Source organism: Mucilaginibacter sp. cycad4 (genome assembly GCF_034263275.1).
In the GTDB taxonomy this organism is placed as follows: Bacteria; Bacteroidota; Bacteroidia; order Sphingobacteriales; family Sphingobacteriaceae; genus Mucilaginibacter.
Map to the genome: position 1 here is coordinate 1,853,538 of NZ_CP139559.1, position 18,361 is coordinate 1,871,898.

9 protein-coding genes are annotated in these 18,361 nt (G+C 44.9%); 6 read left to right on the forward strand and 3 right to left on the reverse strand.

Annotated elements, in window-relative coordinates:
- The first annotated feature begins 59 nt into the window (after positions 1–59).
- The 3 genes from SNE26_RS07555 (at position 60) to SNE26_RS07565 (ending at position 7,019) form a co-directional block, all read left to right on the forward strand.
- Entirely contained in the window at positions 60–3,632 is a 3,573-nt protein-coding gene (locus SNE26_RS07555; RefSeq protein ID WP_321558752.1) for a VCBS repeat-containing protein, read from the forward strand.
- Positions 3,633–3,657: 25 nt separating this feature from the next.
- Entirely contained in the window at positions 3,658–5,928 is a 2,271-nt protein-coding gene (locus tag SNE26_RS07560; protein ID WP_321558753.1) for a CRTAC1 family protein, read from the forward strand.
- A 161-nt stretch (positions 5,929–6,089) separates the two neighbouring features.
- Complete coding sequence (locus tag SNE26_RS07565) at positions 6,090–7,019, forward strand: DedA family protein/thiosulfate sulfurtransferase GlpE (protein ID WP_321558754.1); 930 nt, start codon at positions 6,090–6,092, stop codon at positions 7,017–7,019.
- Between the two features lie 596 nt (positions 7,020–7,615).
- On the opposite strand, the gene SNE26_RS07570 is transcribed toward SNE26_RS07565, so the two are convergent.
- Positions 7,616–10,021 (reverse strand): outer membrane beta-barrel protein, encoded by a 2,406-nt coding sequence (locus SNE26_RS07570; protein ID WP_321558755.1) that lies wholly within the window; start codon positions 10,019–10,021, stop codon positions 7,616–7,618.
- A 286-nt stretch (positions 10,022–10,307) separates the two neighbouring features.
- Here SNE26_RS07570 and SNE26_RS07575 point away from each other — a divergent pair, with 286 nt between their 5' ends.
- Positions 10,308–11,699, forward strand: a complete 1,392-nt coding sequence (locus SNE26_RS07575) for an MATE family efflux transporter (protein WP_321558756.1) — start codon at positions 10,308–10,310, stop codon at positions 11,697–11,699.
- A 39-nt stretch (positions 11,700–11,738) separates the two neighbouring features.
- On the forward strand, positions 11,739–12,116 hold the full coding sequence (locus tag SNE26_RS07580; RefSeq protein ID WP_321558757.1) for a DoxX family protein: 378 nt from the start codon (positions 11,739–11,741) through the stop codon (positions 12,114–12,116).
- 72 nt (positions 12,117–12,188) lie between these two features.
- Here the strand turns inward: SNE26_RS07580 and SNE26_RS07585 are convergent, their stop codons facing one another.
- Both SNE26_RS07585 and SNE26_RS07590 read right to left on the reverse strand, forming a co-directional pair.
- Complete coding sequence (locus tag SNE26_RS07585; protein WP_321558758.1) at positions 12,189–12,434, reverse strand: hypothetical protein; 246 nt, start codon at positions 12,432–12,434, stop codon at positions 12,189–12,191.
- A 5-nt stretch (positions 12,435–12,439) separates the two neighbouring features.
- The gene (locus SNE26_RS07590; RefSeq protein WP_321558759.1) at positions 12,440–12,658 is read right to left on the reverse strand and encodes a hypothetical protein; all 219 of its coding nucleotides are present in this window, start codon (positions 12,656–12,658) and stop codon (positions 12,440–12,442) included.
- Between the two features lie 320 nt (positions 12,659–12,978).
- Here SNE26_RS07590 and SNE26_RS07595 point away from each other — a divergent pair, with 320 nt between their 5' ends.
- Positions 12,979–18,264, forward strand: coding sequence for a beta-propeller fold lactonase family protein (locus SNE26_RS07595; protein ID WP_321558760.1), 5,286 nt, complete (start codon positions 12,979–12,981; stop codon positions 18,262–18,264).
- The last annotated feature ends 97 nt before the right edge of the window (positions 18,265–18,361 follow it).

The window sequence follows — 18,361 nt, forward strand, 5'->3', positions numbered from 1 at the left end:
TGTTAAAAGAGATAGGCTGTGCATAACAGCCTATCTTTTCCATATAAACCAATTTATAGATGAAGAAATTTTATCCGGCTTTATTATTTGTTACGGTTGTTTTTTTTTCGTGCGCAAAAAAGAAGACAACACTGTTCGAATTGATACCGTCATCGCATTCTGGTGTTACTTTTAACAATCTAATCACCGAGAATGATTCCATCAACCCCATTGATAACGCCAACGTTTATAATGGAGGAGGGGTTGGCATAGGCGATTTTAACAATGATGGCTTGCCCGATATTTATTTTACAGGCAACATGGTGCCGAACAGGCTGTACCTCAACCGCGGCGACTTCAGGTTTGACGATATCACCGATAAGGCAGGTGTTAATGGTTTAGGAAAATGGGGCAGAGGGATTGCCGTTATCGATATCAATAACGACGGCTTGCAGGATATTTACGTTTGCAATTCATTGCTGCAGGATAGCCTTAAACGGCAAAACTTGCTTTACATTAATCAAGGGACAGATAAAGAGGGGATACCGCACTTTAAGGAAGAAGGGAAGGAGTACGGTTTGGATATTCAATCTTACTCAACTATGGCGGCCTTTTTTGATTACAATAACGATGGTAAGCTGGATATGTACCTCACCGTTAACCGCCCCGGCGAGGGCTATTATGCCAATCAGTTCCGACCGGTAATTACGGATGGCAGCGGTAAAAGCACCGGGAGATTATATCAGGGTAAATGGGATGATAAACTTAAGCACCTTGTATTTAGCGATGTGTCAAAGAAGGCCGGTATATCCATTGAAGGTTACGGGCACGCGGCAACCATTGTGGATATAAATAAAGACGGATGGAAGGATATTTATGTTACCAACGATTTTATATCGCCCAATATCCTCTACATCAATAATGGTGATGGTACTTTCACCAACAGATCAAAAGAGTATTTTAAACACACTTCGATGAATGCGATGGGACAGGACATTGAAGATTTGAATAACGACGGTTTAGCCGATGTATTTGAACTGGATATGTCGCCACCGGATAATTACCGGAAAAAAATGATGTCGATGCCGGAAAGTTACCAGTCGTACGAGATGTTTAATCATTATGCTTATCAATATCAATATGCGCGTAACACATTGCAGATAAACCAGGGGCCGGGCTTGGGGCAGAATGATTCTATCAAAAACCCGGTTTTTAGTGAGGCCGGTTTTTTGAGCGGGGTTACAGAGACCGACTGGAGCTGGACGCCTTTGATAACGGATTTTAACAACGACGGTTACCGCGACATCATTGTAACTAATGGCTTTCCGAAGGATGTTACTGATCATGACTTTATCGTTTACCGAAATAATCCTTACGCTACAGCTTCAAAGAAAACTATTATGGATCAGATCCCTACAGTCAAGATCCATAATTACGCGTTTAAAAATAATGGCGACTTAAACTTTAGCGATGTTTCCGGCCAATGGGGACTGGATTTGCCGACATTTTCAAATGGGGCTGCTTATGCAGACCTGAACAATGACGGCGCGATAGATATGGTGATCAATAACATCAATGATGAAGCGCTTATTTATAAAAACGATAGCCGGGTGCTTAATCCACAAATATCAAATTACCTGCGTGTCAAATTAATTGGTAACAGCCTTAACAGGGACGGTTTCGGTGCGTGGGTGGATATTTATTATGCGGGTATGCAGCACCAGGTATACGAGAACAATCCTTATCGCGGATATTTATCATCTATTCAAAACACTGCTCATTTTGGCCTCGGCAAAATCAATAAGATCGATTCTGTTGTAGTCAGATGGCCGAATAATTATAAGCAGGTTTTAAAAAATATAAGGGCCAACCAAACGCTGAAAGTGAACATTGATGATGCACGTCAACCCTATAACTGGGTTATACCGCAAAAAAACAAAGGTGCCCTGTTTACAGAAATTACAGGCGCCGCCGGCATTCATTATCAGCACCAGGAAGATGATTTTCCAGATTTTACGATCCAAAAGCTATTGCCTCATAAGTTATCCGCATATGTTCCGGCCCTTGCCGCAGGGGATATTGATGGTAACGGTTTGGATGATATTGCTATCAGCGGTAACAGGAAATTTCCCGCCCAGGTTTTTCTGCAACAGGCAAATGGTAAATTTAATCAGCGAAATTTAATTAATGGAAAACCCGATAGCGCGAATTATAAGGATGAAAGTTTATTATTCTTTGATGCTGATGGCGATGGGAAGCAGGACCTGTACATGGCCAGTGGCGGATATGAAAGCGCGACGGGTTCAAAAAATTATGCAGACCGCATTTATCTTAATGATGGACGTGGGCGTTTCAAACAGCAGAAGGACGCCTTGCCTGTCAATTTAACAAGCAAGCTATGTGTCAGGGCATTTGATTACAATAAGGATGGTAAGCTGGATTTGCTGGTAACCGGCCGGGTTGATCCATGGCATTATCCCAACCCGGTATCCAGTTTTATTTTACGCAACGACAGTAAACCCGGGAAACTGCAGTTTACGGATGTAACAGCGTCAGTTGCCCCCTGTTTGAAAAACCTGGGGTTAACGTGTGATGCATTAGTTACAGATTATGATAATGATGGCTGGCCCGACCTTATTATTGCCGGCGAATGGATGCCCATAACTTTTATCAGAAATGTTGGTGGCAAATTTATTAACTCCACAATTGCTTCGGGCATCGCTGATAAGTTCGGCTGGTGGAATTCTATTGCAGCCGGCGACTTCAGGCATTGCGGTAGGATAGACTATATTGTTGGTAACCTGGGAAAGAATAGCTTTTTCAAAGCCGGCGATAACGAGCCGGTTTATATTACAGCGGGCGACTTCGACAAACGTAAAACCACCGATGCCTTACCATCCATTTTTCTTCCGGACACCGATGGCGTCAAGCGCGAATTTCCATCATTTGTTCGCGACGATGCCATTAAGCAAATGATCAGCCTCCGAAAAAAGTTTGTGAATTACCGCTCCTTTGGACACGCGACATTGCAGGATTTGTTGTCGCCCGAGCAATTGAAAAACGCTCTGCGGTTAAAAGCCAATACGCTTACTTCATGCTATCTGGAAAACCTTGGCAATGGCAAGTTTAAAATGTATCCCCTGCCAAACTATGCACAGGTTTCCGCCATTAACGGAATGGTGGTGGATGATTTTGACGGCGATGGAAATTTAGATCTCGCCATAAACGGGAATGATTACGGCACAAATGTTTCGGTAGGCCGGTACGATGCTTTAAATGGATTGCTTTTAAAAGGCGATGGTAAAGGGGGATTTAAGCCATTAACGATTGTGCAAAGCGGCATCTATTTTCCCGGCGACGGTAAAGCACTTGTAAAACTTAGGGGTAAAGATAACCGGTATTACCTGGCTGCCAGTCAACATAATGGGAAACTGCAGTTATTGAAGCTTAATTCGCCGGTAAGAACAATCAGGATTGGGCCAAAGGATGCTTACGCAGAAGTATCTGCAAAAGATGGTTCGGTTACCCGGCAGGAGTTTTATTACGGCTCGTCTTTTTTATCACAATCGGCAAGGTTCTTGAAAGTAAGTCCGGACGTGCAGAAAGTTAAGATTGTATCTAACGATGGCCGGGGCAGGGAAATTAAGCTTTAATGTGCAGCCAATTATAATAGAAAGAATGCCAAAGAATGTAATTGTCAGTTTTGCTTTGAGTTTTGCCCGCGGAAAAACACGGTTAAATATTTACGCGAAGTTTTTGCTTTTGATACCGGTAATGTCAATGGTTTCATCATGCCGGGAATCATCGGAGCGGAAGATGATGCAGATCATTGCAGATCTTAAAGTAAAAGATCACAACAGCCGCAATTCGTTTTGCCCCGAAGCAAAGGTGGCGCAATGCGATAGCTTACTGAAGCTGCCGGGCAGGGAAAATGACTTTTATCTTTTAAACACCAAGGCTAAGTTATTACTGGAAACGGGAGATGAAAAGCAGGCTGTTGCTATCTACAAAAAAATAATAAGCGGTGCTGATAGTTCAAAACGCGATTTATTTGAACCGGACATGGCCCTGGCTTACATGCGGTTAGGCGAACGGACTAATTGTATGTTGAACCACAACCGGATGTCATGTACCTACCCAATAAGGGATAACGCGGTGCACGTAAATCAAACCGGTTCAAGGAACGCGATTAAGGTTTATGAGCGCATTTTGAAAAAGCATCCGGCCGATCTGGAATCACGCTGGATGCTTAATGTCGCTTACATGACACTTGGACATTACCCGGATAGTGTGCCTAAACCGTTTTTAATCCCCGGTCTCGATAAAACATCAGCGGCAAAAATAAAACCGTTTACCAATATGGCTGCCAACGTTGGTATTAAACTGAACAGCAGGGCAGGTGGCGTTATAGCCGACGATTTTAACAACGATGGCTATCTTGATATAGTGACATCCGGAACGGAGCTTGATGACCATATGCATTATTTTCAAAATAACCAGGACGGGACATTTACTGACAAATCTGAAACAAGCGGGTTGCTGAAGTTTACCGGCGGGCTCAATATCCAGCAAACCGACTACAACAACGATGGGAAGATGGACATTTTTGTACTGCGGGGTGCATGGAAAAAGAACGGCTTTGGCAACCAGCCCGCCTCCCTGCTGCGGAACAATGGCGATGGCACATTTACGGATGTAACAATACCCGGCGGGTTACTTTTTTATCACCCTACACAAGCAGCAGTTTGGGCCGATTTTAATAATGATGGATGGCTTGATGTATTTGTAGGGGCAGAGGGTTTTAACAATGGCGATAGCATTAATATCCACCGGAGTATGCTTTACATGAATAACCGCAATGGCACCTTTACCGAAGTTGGCTATAAAGCTCATTGTGATGTGATGGCATACGTGAAAGGGGTTACATCGGCAGATTTTAATCATGACGGATGGCCGGATATTTTTATTTCAACAATGGACGGGCGCAAGTATCTTTTAAAAAATAAAGGCGGCAGCGGAAATACCCCCGACTTTGAAGACGTTACCAAACAATCGGGGATATTGGCAAACACCAACAGCACTTTTACCACCTGGTTTTTTGATTACAACAATGATGGCTGGCAGGACATCCTGATTGCCGATTACAAATTCGAGGCCCCGCTGGGTTATTATTCGGCTGCTGAAGCGCTCGGAAAGCCCATATCCAACGCCGGAAATATCTACCTGTATAAAAATAACCACGATGGCACTTTCACCGATGTTTCTAAACACACGGGCCTTGATAAAGTAGTGTTTAGCATGGGGGCAAACTTTGGCGACATTGATAACGACGGCTTTCCCGACCTCTATTTTGGCACAGGCAACCCGGATTTTGGCTCTCTTATACCCAATAAGATGTTCAGGAACATGGCTGGACAGCGGTTTGAAGATATCACAAGTATCTCCGGGACGGGGAACCTGCAAAAAGGACACGGCGTGGCCTTTGCCGATTTCAGGAACCGTGGTTTACAGGATATCTTCATTGAAATGGGCGGGGCTTATGCCGGCGATGCCTACACCAGCGCCTTGTATGTAAACCCCGGTCAAAACAACAACAACTGGATAAGCATAAAAGCCGAAGGTGTGAAATGCAATAAGGCTGCCATTGGCAGTCAATTAAAAGTAACATTTATTGATAACGGAGTTAAAAGAACTGTTTACCGGGACATTAATTCCGGCGGCAGTTTTGGCTCATCGCCAATACAAGCGGAAGTAGGCGTGGGGCATGCCGGCACTATCGAAGAACTTGAAATTACATGGGCTGGCAGCCATGCCGTTCAGCGGTTTCATAATTTGAAGGTAAACCAGTTTTACCGCATTACCGAAGGAAACGGAAAACCTGCTTCGGTTCAATTAAAAAAGCTAAATTTCAATGAAATGGCGGGTATGCCGGTGGCAATAAACAGGTGAAATGGCTGTTCTGCATGGGTTAAAATATAATTCCCTTAACACAATTTATTTAATATTTACTTAACTCCTTCCGTTCGTACTTTTGATGTAAAATAATGGTTAATCAGTAAAATCGGACCGATCATTAATAATAAGTGTCTTATCTTAGCTGCAACTGAAGTATGAATGCATTAGTTGATTTAGTACAAACCTATGGGCTCTGGCTGGTATTCCTGATCACGCTTTTACAGAGCGTAGGGTTACCATTACCTGCATTTGCAGTGCTGATCGTAACCACAGCTGTCACGCCGGCAACTGAAGCGAATATCATCATACTAATTTTAACAGGATCATTGGGTACATTAGCAGGCGACCTCATATTATATTTTGCCGGGAAGAGATACGGAACGGGGATCCTTGGGAAATTATGTAAAATTTCTATTTCACCGGATACTTGTGTTCGCAGCACCGGTGATATTTTTGAACGCTATGGCGCCCCTGCGTTAACTATTGTGAAATTTATTCCGGGGCTGTCAACACTTGCACCCGTTGTTGCCGGGGTTTATGCTATGCGGCTGACATTATTTGTATTATTTTCATCCATCGCAGCACTTATTTATCTTGGTGCGGCGGTGACGCTGGGTGCAGTTTTCAGGCATGAAGTTGACGGTTTGATCTCTGCATTAAGCCATTATGGTAAGCTGGGAGGTTTATTTGTCGTCGTTTTATTCGGCTTATACCTTTTGTTCAAATGGCTTCGCCGCTATCGCCTTATCAGGCAGTTTGAAACGGATAGGGTAACTGTGAATGATTTGATAGAATTGATAGATGGAAAATCGGATCCTGTGATACTTGATGCACGGCCAATAGATCAGCGCACAAGAAATGGATTTATACCGGGTTCAGTCCCCATAGATGAAAGCAGTTTTAATGATATTGCCGACCGGTACGCAGCACATAAGGAGATTGTTATTTACTGTTCGTGCCCCAATGAAATAACCGCTGCAAGATATGCAGAGAAATTACGCAAAGTTGGCCTGAAGCGCATCCGCCCATTAGTAGGAGGAATTGATGCATGGGCCGAATCAGGCCAGCAGGTTACATTTCTTTAGCGCTTTATTTCCCAACGTCATTACTGTAAGCACCAGGAAAATCCTGAAAAAATCGTGATGACGAGTAAATAAATTTCAGGAACAATGTGCGCGGGCCGCGTTAGTGATAGTAGCGGATACCGGCCTGTGATTAAGGCCTGTGCAGTATGAGCGTATGAGCCCGGCCCGTTGGCTAACGGGAACGCCCATGTCTATAAATCAATTAAATAATCAGTAACTTACATTTGCATTATTATAAAACACTAAGCAATAGCCTGCTTTACAGGGCGGACTTGTACCGCTCCTCTGCCTGTAGGGGATTGCTTAGTGCCTTATAATGACGTGATCGTAAATTGTTAATTATTAAGATATTTTTTCGATGCGTTTTATGATATGGGCGTTCCCGTTAGCTAACGGGCTGGTCCGCCAGCTGGCGGATGCAAGTCCTCGCCTTGCCTGCCCGCAAACCCAACCCGCGCTGTGGGCTTTACGCTGCTATCCCTAACGCGCCCCCGCGCAACATCCCTAAAGTATAGCTTGTACGTCATTACATTTTTTTTCAGGATTTTCCTGATGGCTACTCGCAATGACGACTTTTTTATTCTTATTCCCCTTCGTTACCCGTTCCCTACACGCTGCATTTCATCGGCAGCACCGTTATCGCGCTTAACCGTTTTGTAGGTTTTGCCGAAACGATAGGTAAACGCAAGCACCACTACGCGGCTGTCGCGCTTAATCTTAAAATACTCGGTAGCATTGGGGAACTGCGTTAAGCCTTCCATAGCGTTGGTATAGAATATATCCCGCATGCTCAGCTTCAGGGTAGCCTTCTTTTTAAATACCGACATGCCTAACCCTGCCGAGAGCTGCCCGGTAGGGTACAGCAGTTCCTGCACATCGTTACGGGCGCGGGTGGTATAAAAGCCCGATACCTCGCCCGTAAAACGTTTGCCGAAGGTGAACTGGTTATTGGCGTTGAGGTTAAGCTGGTTAATATCTGACGTGTAATGATTGCCGTTAAAACCGCTTAGTTTTTTGTAATTGTACAGCGCCTGTGCTGTTAGCGTCCACCAGTTGGTAGGTGATGCCGTAACAGCTTCAGACAGGCCTATAATGTACGTGCGCCCAACGTTTCCCTGTGTATACAGCAAAATGCCCGCAAGGGTTGGATCGCTCAAAAAGATTTGCGAAAAGTAGTTGTTGATATTACTGTAAGATACTGTGGTGGTGAGCAGGTTTTTGTATTGATGGCTCAGCTCCAGGTTCCAGCTGTATTGCGGCAAAATGTAAGGGTTACCGGTTTGATAGGTGTACTTGTTGATGATAAAATAGAACGGGTTGAGCGTTTGATAAACCGGGCGATCAATACGACGGCTCAGGGTTAAAGTAAAGTTATTGGCAGTATCGGCCTGGTAACTGAAATAGCCGCTGGGAAAAAGGCTGCCGTAGTTGCGCGAAAAGGCCGAATCTTTTTGCAGCGCGTTACCCAGTTGATGGGCATGATAATCAGTATGCTCATAACGCAAACCTACCTGGTAGGAGATGGCTTTATGCTTGCGCTCCCATTGCGTGTAGGCCGCGTGGATGTTCTCGCTGTAAAGGAAATGATTACTGCGGTTTAGGTCGTCCGTCCATTGGCCCGAGATGAAGTTTTGATAACCGGCGGAGTTATCGGTACTGCTGTGTGCCGATTTCCAGCCCATTTGTAATTGGCTGTCGTTGTCGGTTTTAAGTGTATAGTCGGCTTTACCTGTAAGTATGGTGATGCCTGTGGGGATGCTGGCGCGCGTTGATTCGTTATAACCGCCTGTGGTTTGCAGGCGGTTGTTAAAATTCTGGTTGCTGGCAATGTTGTAGTGCAGCCAGTCGGCATCAGCGCTGAGGTCCTGGGTTTTGCTGATGGCATGGCGAAGGCTCAGGCTTACCTGCCCGTTTTTAAACCGGCTGTTGTTGGCGTTGTCGGTAGCGATGACCGAATCTGCTGTGCCACCCGGGTTAAGCCAGCGCGCCGAAGCTGTATTGTTACCCTTGCGGTGGATCATGGTTCCGCCAAGCACAATGCCGACCGTGGTTTTGGGCGAAACGTCATAATCCAGCCCCGCTTTGGCCGTATTATTCAGCAGCGTACCGGTGAAGTGTGACGGCTGCTCCAATGTTGAAGTGATTGCCCCACTCGCGTTGGTGTATTTGCGCAGCGCGTACAGGTTGGTAAGATATTGCTGACGGCTGATATTGTAATTAAAGAAAGTGCTGATGCGCCCCGCGCGGTAATTGAGCACCAGCGTATTATTGGTTTTGAAGTAAACACCTTGCGCCACCGTGGCCGAAACCGATCCGTTAAAACCCTTTTGCCGGTTCTTTTTGGTTTTAATATTGATGACCCCCGCATTTCCGCTGGCATCATACCTCGCCGTGGGATTGGCAATCAGCTCAATTTGTGATACCTGGCCGGAGCTCATACTACTGAGCAGGTTGTTCAGATCGGCGCCGGAGAGATAGGTAGGCTTGCCATCTATCATCACCAGCACCCCGGGCTTGCCTTGCAAAGAAATGCCGCCATTACGGTCGACCATCACACCAGGCGATTTCTCCAATACCTCCAATACAGTAGCCCCCACGTTGGTTACCGAGGCTTCCACGTTCACGATCACCTTTCCCTGCTTCACTTCCACCGGCGGCGTTTTGGCGGTGATGTTTACCTCTTTCAATATGGTACTAATGGGTTGCATACGGATGGTATCCTGCTTTACATGCTCCGCAGTAGAGTAGCTGCGGGTAGTTTGGGGCTGATAACCGGTATAAGTTACCGAGAAGCTAAATGTTCCTGGCTGAATGTCTTGAAACCTGGCCTGGCCGCGGGCATTACTTATGATTACGCTTACCTGCAGGTTAGCCTGGATCAGTTTAACGGTGGCACCATCGGCGGGTTGGGCATTTTCTTTAACAACTACCAGCGTAAACTGCTGTGCAAAGCCGCCCATGGGTAACAGGGCCAGTAGAAAGAGTAAAAGTGTACGGGTCATTCAGTCAATCCTAATAATCCGGTAAGATAGTCAGGATGAGGCTGATGTTTGCAATTTAAGGCGCGAAATTATGGGTGAAAATCACTTTTATGAACGGAGCGGACATGCGGCGGAAATAATCTTGTCGCGAATTACCCCCGGGATTGTCGCTTTTGCACACTGCGAAATACCGGCGTGCATCACATCTTTGTATCGTTGATTAAGTTTATGATCAATTAGGATTGTGTTACGAAAAACAACAAAGTAAACCGGCAACCGTACAAAATTTTTAAATAAGCAAATAACGATGAGTACATTACAGATCACAAGCTCGAAACTCTGGAACGCCATTAAGCTTTCCCTTAATGGCGAGCAACAGGATTATACGCAGGGCAGTATTCCGAAAGCCATCTTTTTACTGGCTATTCCAATGATCCTGGAATTAAGCCTGGAAAGCGTTTTTGCGGTGGTGGATATGTTTTTTGTAAGTAAACTTGGGCAAAACGCTATAGCTACGGTAGGTTTAACAGAGTCGGTTATCACCATCGTCTATTCTATCGCCATCGGTTTAAGCACCGCAGCAACAGCAATCGTAGCGCGAAGGATCGGCGAAAAGAAACCTGAAGCTGCGGCCCATGCCGGCGCCCAGTCGCTGGTAATCTGCCTGATCACCACTGTTTTGGTTAGCCTGGCCGGAGTTTTATATGCACCGGAAATTTTAAAGCTGATGGGGGCAAGCGAAGAAGTGGTTAGGGACGGAGCTGTTTTTACCCGGATCATGCTGGGCAGCAGCCTTGTGATTATCCTTTTGTTTCTGATCAACGGAATTTTTCGCGGTGCGGGCGATGCCGCTATGGCGATGAAAAGTCTTTGGATCGCAAGCACCATCAACATTATTCTTTGCCCGGTTTTCATTCACTTTTTTGGGTTGAAAGGCGCTGCCATGGCCACCGTAATTGGGCGGAGCTGCGGGGTTACTTTCCAGGTATACCACCTGTTTAAAGGCAGCGGCATTCTGAAGTTTCGCTGGGCCCACTTTAATTGGGATCCGACGATTGTAAAAACCATCATCACTGTTGCCTGGCCTGCAACTTTTCAATTTATCATTGCAAGCGGCAGCTGGATTATCCTGACCCGGCTGGTTGCCGAAACCGGTGGTACAGCAGCTTCGGCCGGCTACCAGATCGCTTTCCGGAATTTTGTTTTCTTTATTTTACCCTGCTGGGGATTAAGTAATGCTGCCGCTACTTTAGTAGGGCAAAACTTAGGTGCAGGCCATGTTGACAGGGCAGCTCAAAGTGTGCTGCTTACGGCACGATATAACGCCGTATTAATGAGTTTTGTTATGCTGCTGTTCCTGTTCTTCGCCCGTCCCATAATCAGCATATTTACAACCGACCCCGTTATTTTGGACTTCGGGAGTACGGCGCTCCGCATCATTGGTTCGGGATTTATTTTTTACGCCATAGCCATGGTCATGAGCCAGGCCTTAAACGGGGCCGGCGATACCAAAACGCCTACATGGATCAATTTCGGTTGCTTCTGGCTTTTCCAGGTGCCCTTAGCTTATATACTTGCCAAAGGCTTTGGTATGCATTCGGCAGGCGCAATCGCCGCAGTGCCGGCAGCCGAAGCGCTTTTAGCCCTGGTTTCCTGGTATTATTTCAAAAAAGGGAACTGGAAAAAGGTGAAGGTGTAAGCTGCTCATTATAACTTAAAAAACAATTAAACCACATAAATGATGAAAAAGACAATCCTATTTATTGTATGCCTGTTATTCGGGCTGATGTTTATCAATGCCGGCCTGAACAAGTTTTTAAATTACATGCCCGTACCCAAAGACATGCCGAAAAATGCCATGGCCATGTTCGGTGCTATTATGCAGATCAAATGGCTGATGCCGCTTATCGGCATTGCCGAGATCGTCGGGGGCATCCTGGTGATTATTCCCCGTTTCAGGGCTTTAGGTGCGGTGATCCTTTTCCCCGTTATGGTTGGCATCCTGTTAACCGTTATTTCTTTATCGTCGGGATTACCGATGGTGCTCGTACTTTGGGCGGTGCTTATCTGGGTGATTATTGAAAACAGGGAGAAATATTTTCCTATGGTCCGGTAGTGAATGGCCTGTACGGCAAGCTATGTTACGCAGTTCGCCGGTTTCATTAAAAAGCACAGGCTTCGTTAACGTTTAACGAAGCCTGTCTTGTCTGCGCAGTTTTGTTTGTTGTTTAACGAGAACGGGGCAATGACAAGATAAATTGAAAGGCACGAGTACGTTACGCTTTTTTGTCGGCGCTACATACTTGCGCCAGTTTGTGGGGGGAGTGATGCTTACCTCTTTCAGTACCGTACTAAGGGCTTGCATGCGGATGGTATCCTGCTTTACATTTTCCGCAATAGAGTAGCTGCGGGTGGTTTGAGGCTGATAACCCATATAAGTTACCGAGAAGCTAAATGTTCCCAGCGGGATGTCTGAAACCTGGCCTGCCCGCGGGCATTACTTACGTTAAGGCTTACTTGCCGGTTAGCCCGGATCAGTTTAACGGTGGCATCATCAGCAGGCTGGGCATTTTCTTTAACAACTATCAGCGTAAATTGCTGTGCGAAGCCGCCCAAGGGTAACAGGGCCAGTAGAAAAAGTAAAAGTGTACGGGTCATTCAATCAATCCTAATAATCCCGTAAGATAGTTAGGCTGAGGTGGATGTTTGTAATTAAAGGCACGAAAAATGTGGGTGAAAATCACTTTTTTATCTCGCTGCGTGAATTGGTGATTGCACCTGGTTTTATCGCGGTTTTAATATGCTTTATTGGTTTTTACCATTTCAACTTTAATCATCAAATATCTTTTTATTTTTCGCCTCCCTCACTGATTAGATATAGAAACCTTAAACGATAAATTAATATATTCGGGCATTAATAAAATCAGTCAAGATGAGGGGGCATTGACGACGCTCATCTCAGGGACACATCCTAAACCATGATCAGATTTTTACTTGTTATAGTTATAGAATTATTACTTTGTGCGGGTACGCAGGCGCAAACTAACCAGGTAGTAACCGCTGGTGCAATTACAAAAGCAGTCAACTTTTCGGCAGGAGGCTGTGTTTATAATTGGACTAATAATAATAGCGGTATTGGTTTAGCTGCCAGCGGCAACGGTGATATTGCTTCATTTACAGCGGTTAATAACACTACCGTTCCAATTGTAGCTACAATAACGGCCAAGCCTGCCCTTAAGGGCTTCGCGTACATACCGAACTCAGAGCCTTCTGGTAGTATATCGGTTGTAAATGTTGCTAATAACACGGTTATAGCTACTATTCCGGTGGGACGGTTTCCATCATCAGCATCATTAAGCCCTGACGGTAGCCGTTTATATGTTACAAGTTTTGATAATAACACAGTAATTGTGATTAATACGGCAACTAACGCCATAATTGCTACAATACCTATTTTGGCGGGCCCGGCATATCAGGTTGTAGTGAGTCCGGGCGGTAGCCGTTTATATGTTTCAAATCAGCGGGCTGATTTTGTTTCAGTTATCAATACTATTACAAATACTGTACAGGCAACTATCCATGTAGGCAGGGATCCTAATGGGTTGGCAATTACTAAGGATGGTGGTCGTGTGTATGTTTCACATGGTGGCGGCAACGTTTTCGTTATAAATACTTCCAACAATACGGTTTTGCAAACCATTAATACCGGCATGGCAGGATGGGGTATTGCTTTAAGTCCTGATGACAGCCGACTGTACGTTACTACGCTTAGTGGTATTGCTGTTATAAACACAGTTACGGGTGCAGTTGTAAATACCATACCTGTTGGTACAGCGGCAACAGCGATTTCAATAAACAATGCCGGTGACAGACTATATGTTGCCAACACCGGCTCGGGAAGTATATCGGTTATAGATATATCAAACAATGCCATTGTAGCTACAATACCTGTTGGCGAGTCTCCTTTAGGTGTATCGTTAACCGGAGACGGCAGCATTTTATATGTAATAAACAATATAATAGATAATAATGTGGTGAGGATTAACACCGCCACTAACAGGGTGATTTCCACAAATACCGTTGGGATATATCATGAATCTTTAGGAAACTTTGTTTCGGGGCCGACGTGCCCGCCTGTTACCTTTACCATTACGGTAAACCCACCACCGGTAATTACCGCGGGTGCTGTTACAGGTACCGCTACCGCCTGCATTGGTACGCCTTCAACAAGCCCCAATATTCAGCAGTTTATTGCTTCGGGAAAATATCTCACAGGTAATATTAAGGTTACAGCCCCGCCAGGGTTTGAGGTATCGCTTAACGCTGTAGGTAGTTATGCAAATACAGTAATACTTACCCAAACTGGTGGAATAGTAAATGATACAAAAATTTATGTCCGGGTGGCTGCGTTATCTACAGCCGGCGCTATATCCGGTAATATCGTTTTATCGTCTTCGGGTTCGGCAAATCATAATATCTCTGTAAAAGGTGTTATAACCGGTCTCCCCACGGTAAATCCCGTAGCTGATCAAATCAAAGACAACGGGACCGCTACTAACCCCATAAACTTTACAGGGAGCGGCAATGTTTACAAATGGACAAATGACAATCCCGGCATTGGGCTGTCGGCAACCGGCACGGGAAATATCGCCTCATTTATTGCTACAAATACCGGCACTGATCCGGTTACCGCCAATTTATCGGTGAGCACGATGATATCGGGTATGGCTTATATTTCAAACGTTGGTGCTAATACTGTTTCGGTAATTAATACAGCAACCAATAAGGTAGTATCAACTATCGGCGTTGGTAACAGCCCAATAGGGGTTTCTGTAAGCCCCGATAAAAAAAGAGTATATGTAGCCAACTCGGCCAGCGGCGATATATCGGTTATCGACGCTGTAAATAATACGCTTATAACCAACGTTAAAGTAGGCTCGTACCCTTATTATGTAGTAGCGAGCCCCGATGGAACCAACGTATATGCCTTAAATTATAACGATGATAACGTATCCGTTATAAATGCGGGTACCAATACCGTAACCCGTACAATCTCTGTAGGAGATAAACCGGTAACAGCCGTTGTAAGCCCTGATGGCAGCCGTTTGTATGTTGCAAATTATGATGCCAAAACGGTAAGCATCATTAATACGATTAATGGATCAAGTGTAAAAACGATTGGTGTAGGTACAGAGCCCTGGGGTATGGCAATAAGCCCCGACGGAAGCCGTGTTTACGTTGGCAGCGCCTACACGGGTACAATTGGCATAATTAATACGCAAAGCAACACTTTTGAGGCGATTTCAGCGGGTGGCACGCATCCGCAGGGGATAACAGTAAGCCCCGATGGTAAATGGATTTATACCAGCAATTCGGCCTCAAACACTGTATCTGTTATTAATGCCGAAACCAAAGCTGTTGCTGCAGTAATAACAGTAGGGCAGGCCCCTTTGGGTATTTCCCTTACCCCTGATGGCGATTTAGCTTATGTGGCATGTTTCCGGTCTAACGATGTCTGGGTCATTAATACCGCTTCCAATCAGGTAGTTGCATCAGTAAAGGTGGGTGCACAACCAAATACAATAGGTGATTTTGTGACGGGCGGCAGTATTTGTAGTAGTGTACCAACCAGGTTTAAAATAACAGTAAATTCAACTTTTCCATCTTTATCTGCCGGTGCGGTAACAGGCAATATCTCTGCCTGTGCGGGCTCAGTTTCTGTCAGTCCAAACATTCAGCAGTTTACTGTTTCGGCACATAACCTAAGCGCAAATGTTATTGTAAAACCGCCAGTTGGTTTTGAAGTATCATTCAACAAGGGTATCGGCTACAGTAATAATTTAACTATTTCACCGGTAGCAGGAATTGTTGATAATGTTATCGTTTATGTACGCGCCGCAGCGGCACAATTGGCAGGTGATATAGTTGGTAATGTTATATTAAGTTCAACAGGCGCTTCAAATAAAGCAATTGCAGTTAGTGGGATTATAAAAGCGTTACCGGACATGGGGCAGGTTGCGGATCAGTCGCTGGCGTCAGGAGCGGCCAGCACTGCAATAACTTTCACCGGCACCGCTAATACTTACACTTGGATTAATGATAATCCCGGCATTGGGCTGGCCGCAAGTGGCGTAGGAAATATCGGTTCATTTATAACAAAAAATGCTACCGGCAGTCCGATTAAGGCAACTATTACAGTAACTCCGTATTTGAATAGTTACGCCTATATCGCAAACTCGGGCGATGGTACTGTTTCTGTTATCAATACTGCCTCCAATGCAGTAGTAGCTATAGTGCCAGTAGGTTCAGGCGCTGTAGGCGTTGTTGCCACTCCCAACGGTAAAAAGGTTTATGTAACTGATCATTATTCAAATACGGTATCCGTTATCAATACTGCCAGTAATACTGTATCTTCTACAATAGAAGTAAACTCATCTTATGGTATCGCCGTAAATCCAGATGGTAGCCGCGTGTATGTAACAAATAACGGACCGGGTACCGTTACTGTCATCAATACCTTAACTGATCAAAAGGTGGCTGTTATTCCGGTAGGTCCTTTTCCGGATGGGATTATAGTGAGTCCTGATGGAGGAAGGGTATACGTTGCAAATTCAAATTCAAACGATGTTTCGGTTATTGATGCAGTAACAAACAGCGTTGTGGCCACCATAACGGTAGGAAGCCTGCCACAGGGCATAGTGATAAGCCCGGATGGGAAACGACTTTATGTAAGCAATTACGGAGCATCCAGTGTCTCGGTGGTTGATTTGTCAACAGCAATGGTAACCGCTGTAGTTCCTGTGGGTGCCAATCCAACAGCGATGGCTATAAACGCCGATGGAAGTCATGTTTATGTTGCAAATTCAACTACAAATACAATATCGATTATTAATAGCATAACAAACAGTGTAGAAGGTAGCATATCAGTCGGCAAAAATCCGGAGGGAGTTTCAGTAAGCCCGGATGGCAGCAATATTTATGTAACCAATTTTGATGATAATACCGTTTCTGTAATTAACGCTACCAACAATACTGTAATTAAAACTATTCAGGTGGGCGTTAACCCGGTATCACTTGGCAATTTTATAACGCCCGGGGCGGATTGCGGCGGATCCCCCATTACTTTTACCATTACGGTAGATGCGGCCTTATCACCAACCCTATCAACAGCAGATGCGCCCGCGCCTGTTAATACAATTTACGGAACCGTATCAGCGCCGGCAGTATTTACCATATCCGGTATTAATTTAGCATCAGCTGTTTCTGTGGCGGCACCTCAGGGTTTTGAAATAAGCATGGATAATGTGATATTTACAAGCGTTGTTTCCATTCCCTATTCCCCACAATTAACCAATTTGCCGGTATATATCCGCCTAACTAACAAAACAGCAACAGGAAACTATACAGGTAATATTGTACTAAGCAGCAGCGGTGCAGAAACGGTTAATATTGTTATGCCTAACAGCACGGTATCACCAGTTCCATTAACAATAAGCGTAAATAGTGTTTCAAAAAATTACGGCACAACACTTACAAACCAAACAGGCTCTTCTGTTTTTAACTCCTTTGGTTTAAAAAATGCAGAAACAGTTGGCAGCGTGAATATCACATATAATACTGGCGCTGCCAGCAATGCTGCCGTAAACACATATACCGGTTCGGTGACACCATCAGCCGCTATCGGTGGCAGTTTTAACCCTGCTAATTATACTATAACCTATGTATCAAATGATATCATAGTTGATCCGGCTACGCTAACCATTACCGCGGATAACAAAAGCAAGATAGCGGGCGATCAAAACCCCACATTGACAGTAACTTACAACGGTTTTGTAAACAACGAAAGTACTTTACAATTGAGCATACAGCCGTTTATAACCACAACGGCCACTATGCTATCTGCCGCGGGGCAATATCCCATAATAGTAAATGGTGCGCAGGCCGTTAACTATAAATTTATTTATATCGACGGTATACTTACTGTTAACAGTACCGAATCGCCTTTGGTCATACCAAATGTTTTTACACCTAATGGCGATGGGGTAAACGATAATTGGGTAATTAAAAATATTGAATCGTATCCGGGATGCACAGTTGAAATATTTAACCGCTATGGCGAGAAATTATTTAGTTCTGTAGGCTATGGGATAGCGTGGGATGGTAGGTTTAAGGGTTCCGGGGTCCCCGGTAGCGTCTACTATTATGTTATCAACCTCAAAAATGGATCAACTCCCTTGTCAGGAACCGTAACCATTATCAGGTAATGCAAAAGAAACTTAACGTAACATAGCTCAAATACAACCATTCAACCGGCCCGAATATCGCAGAGCCGGCTGTAGTAGGTTGGATCCTTGTGACTTC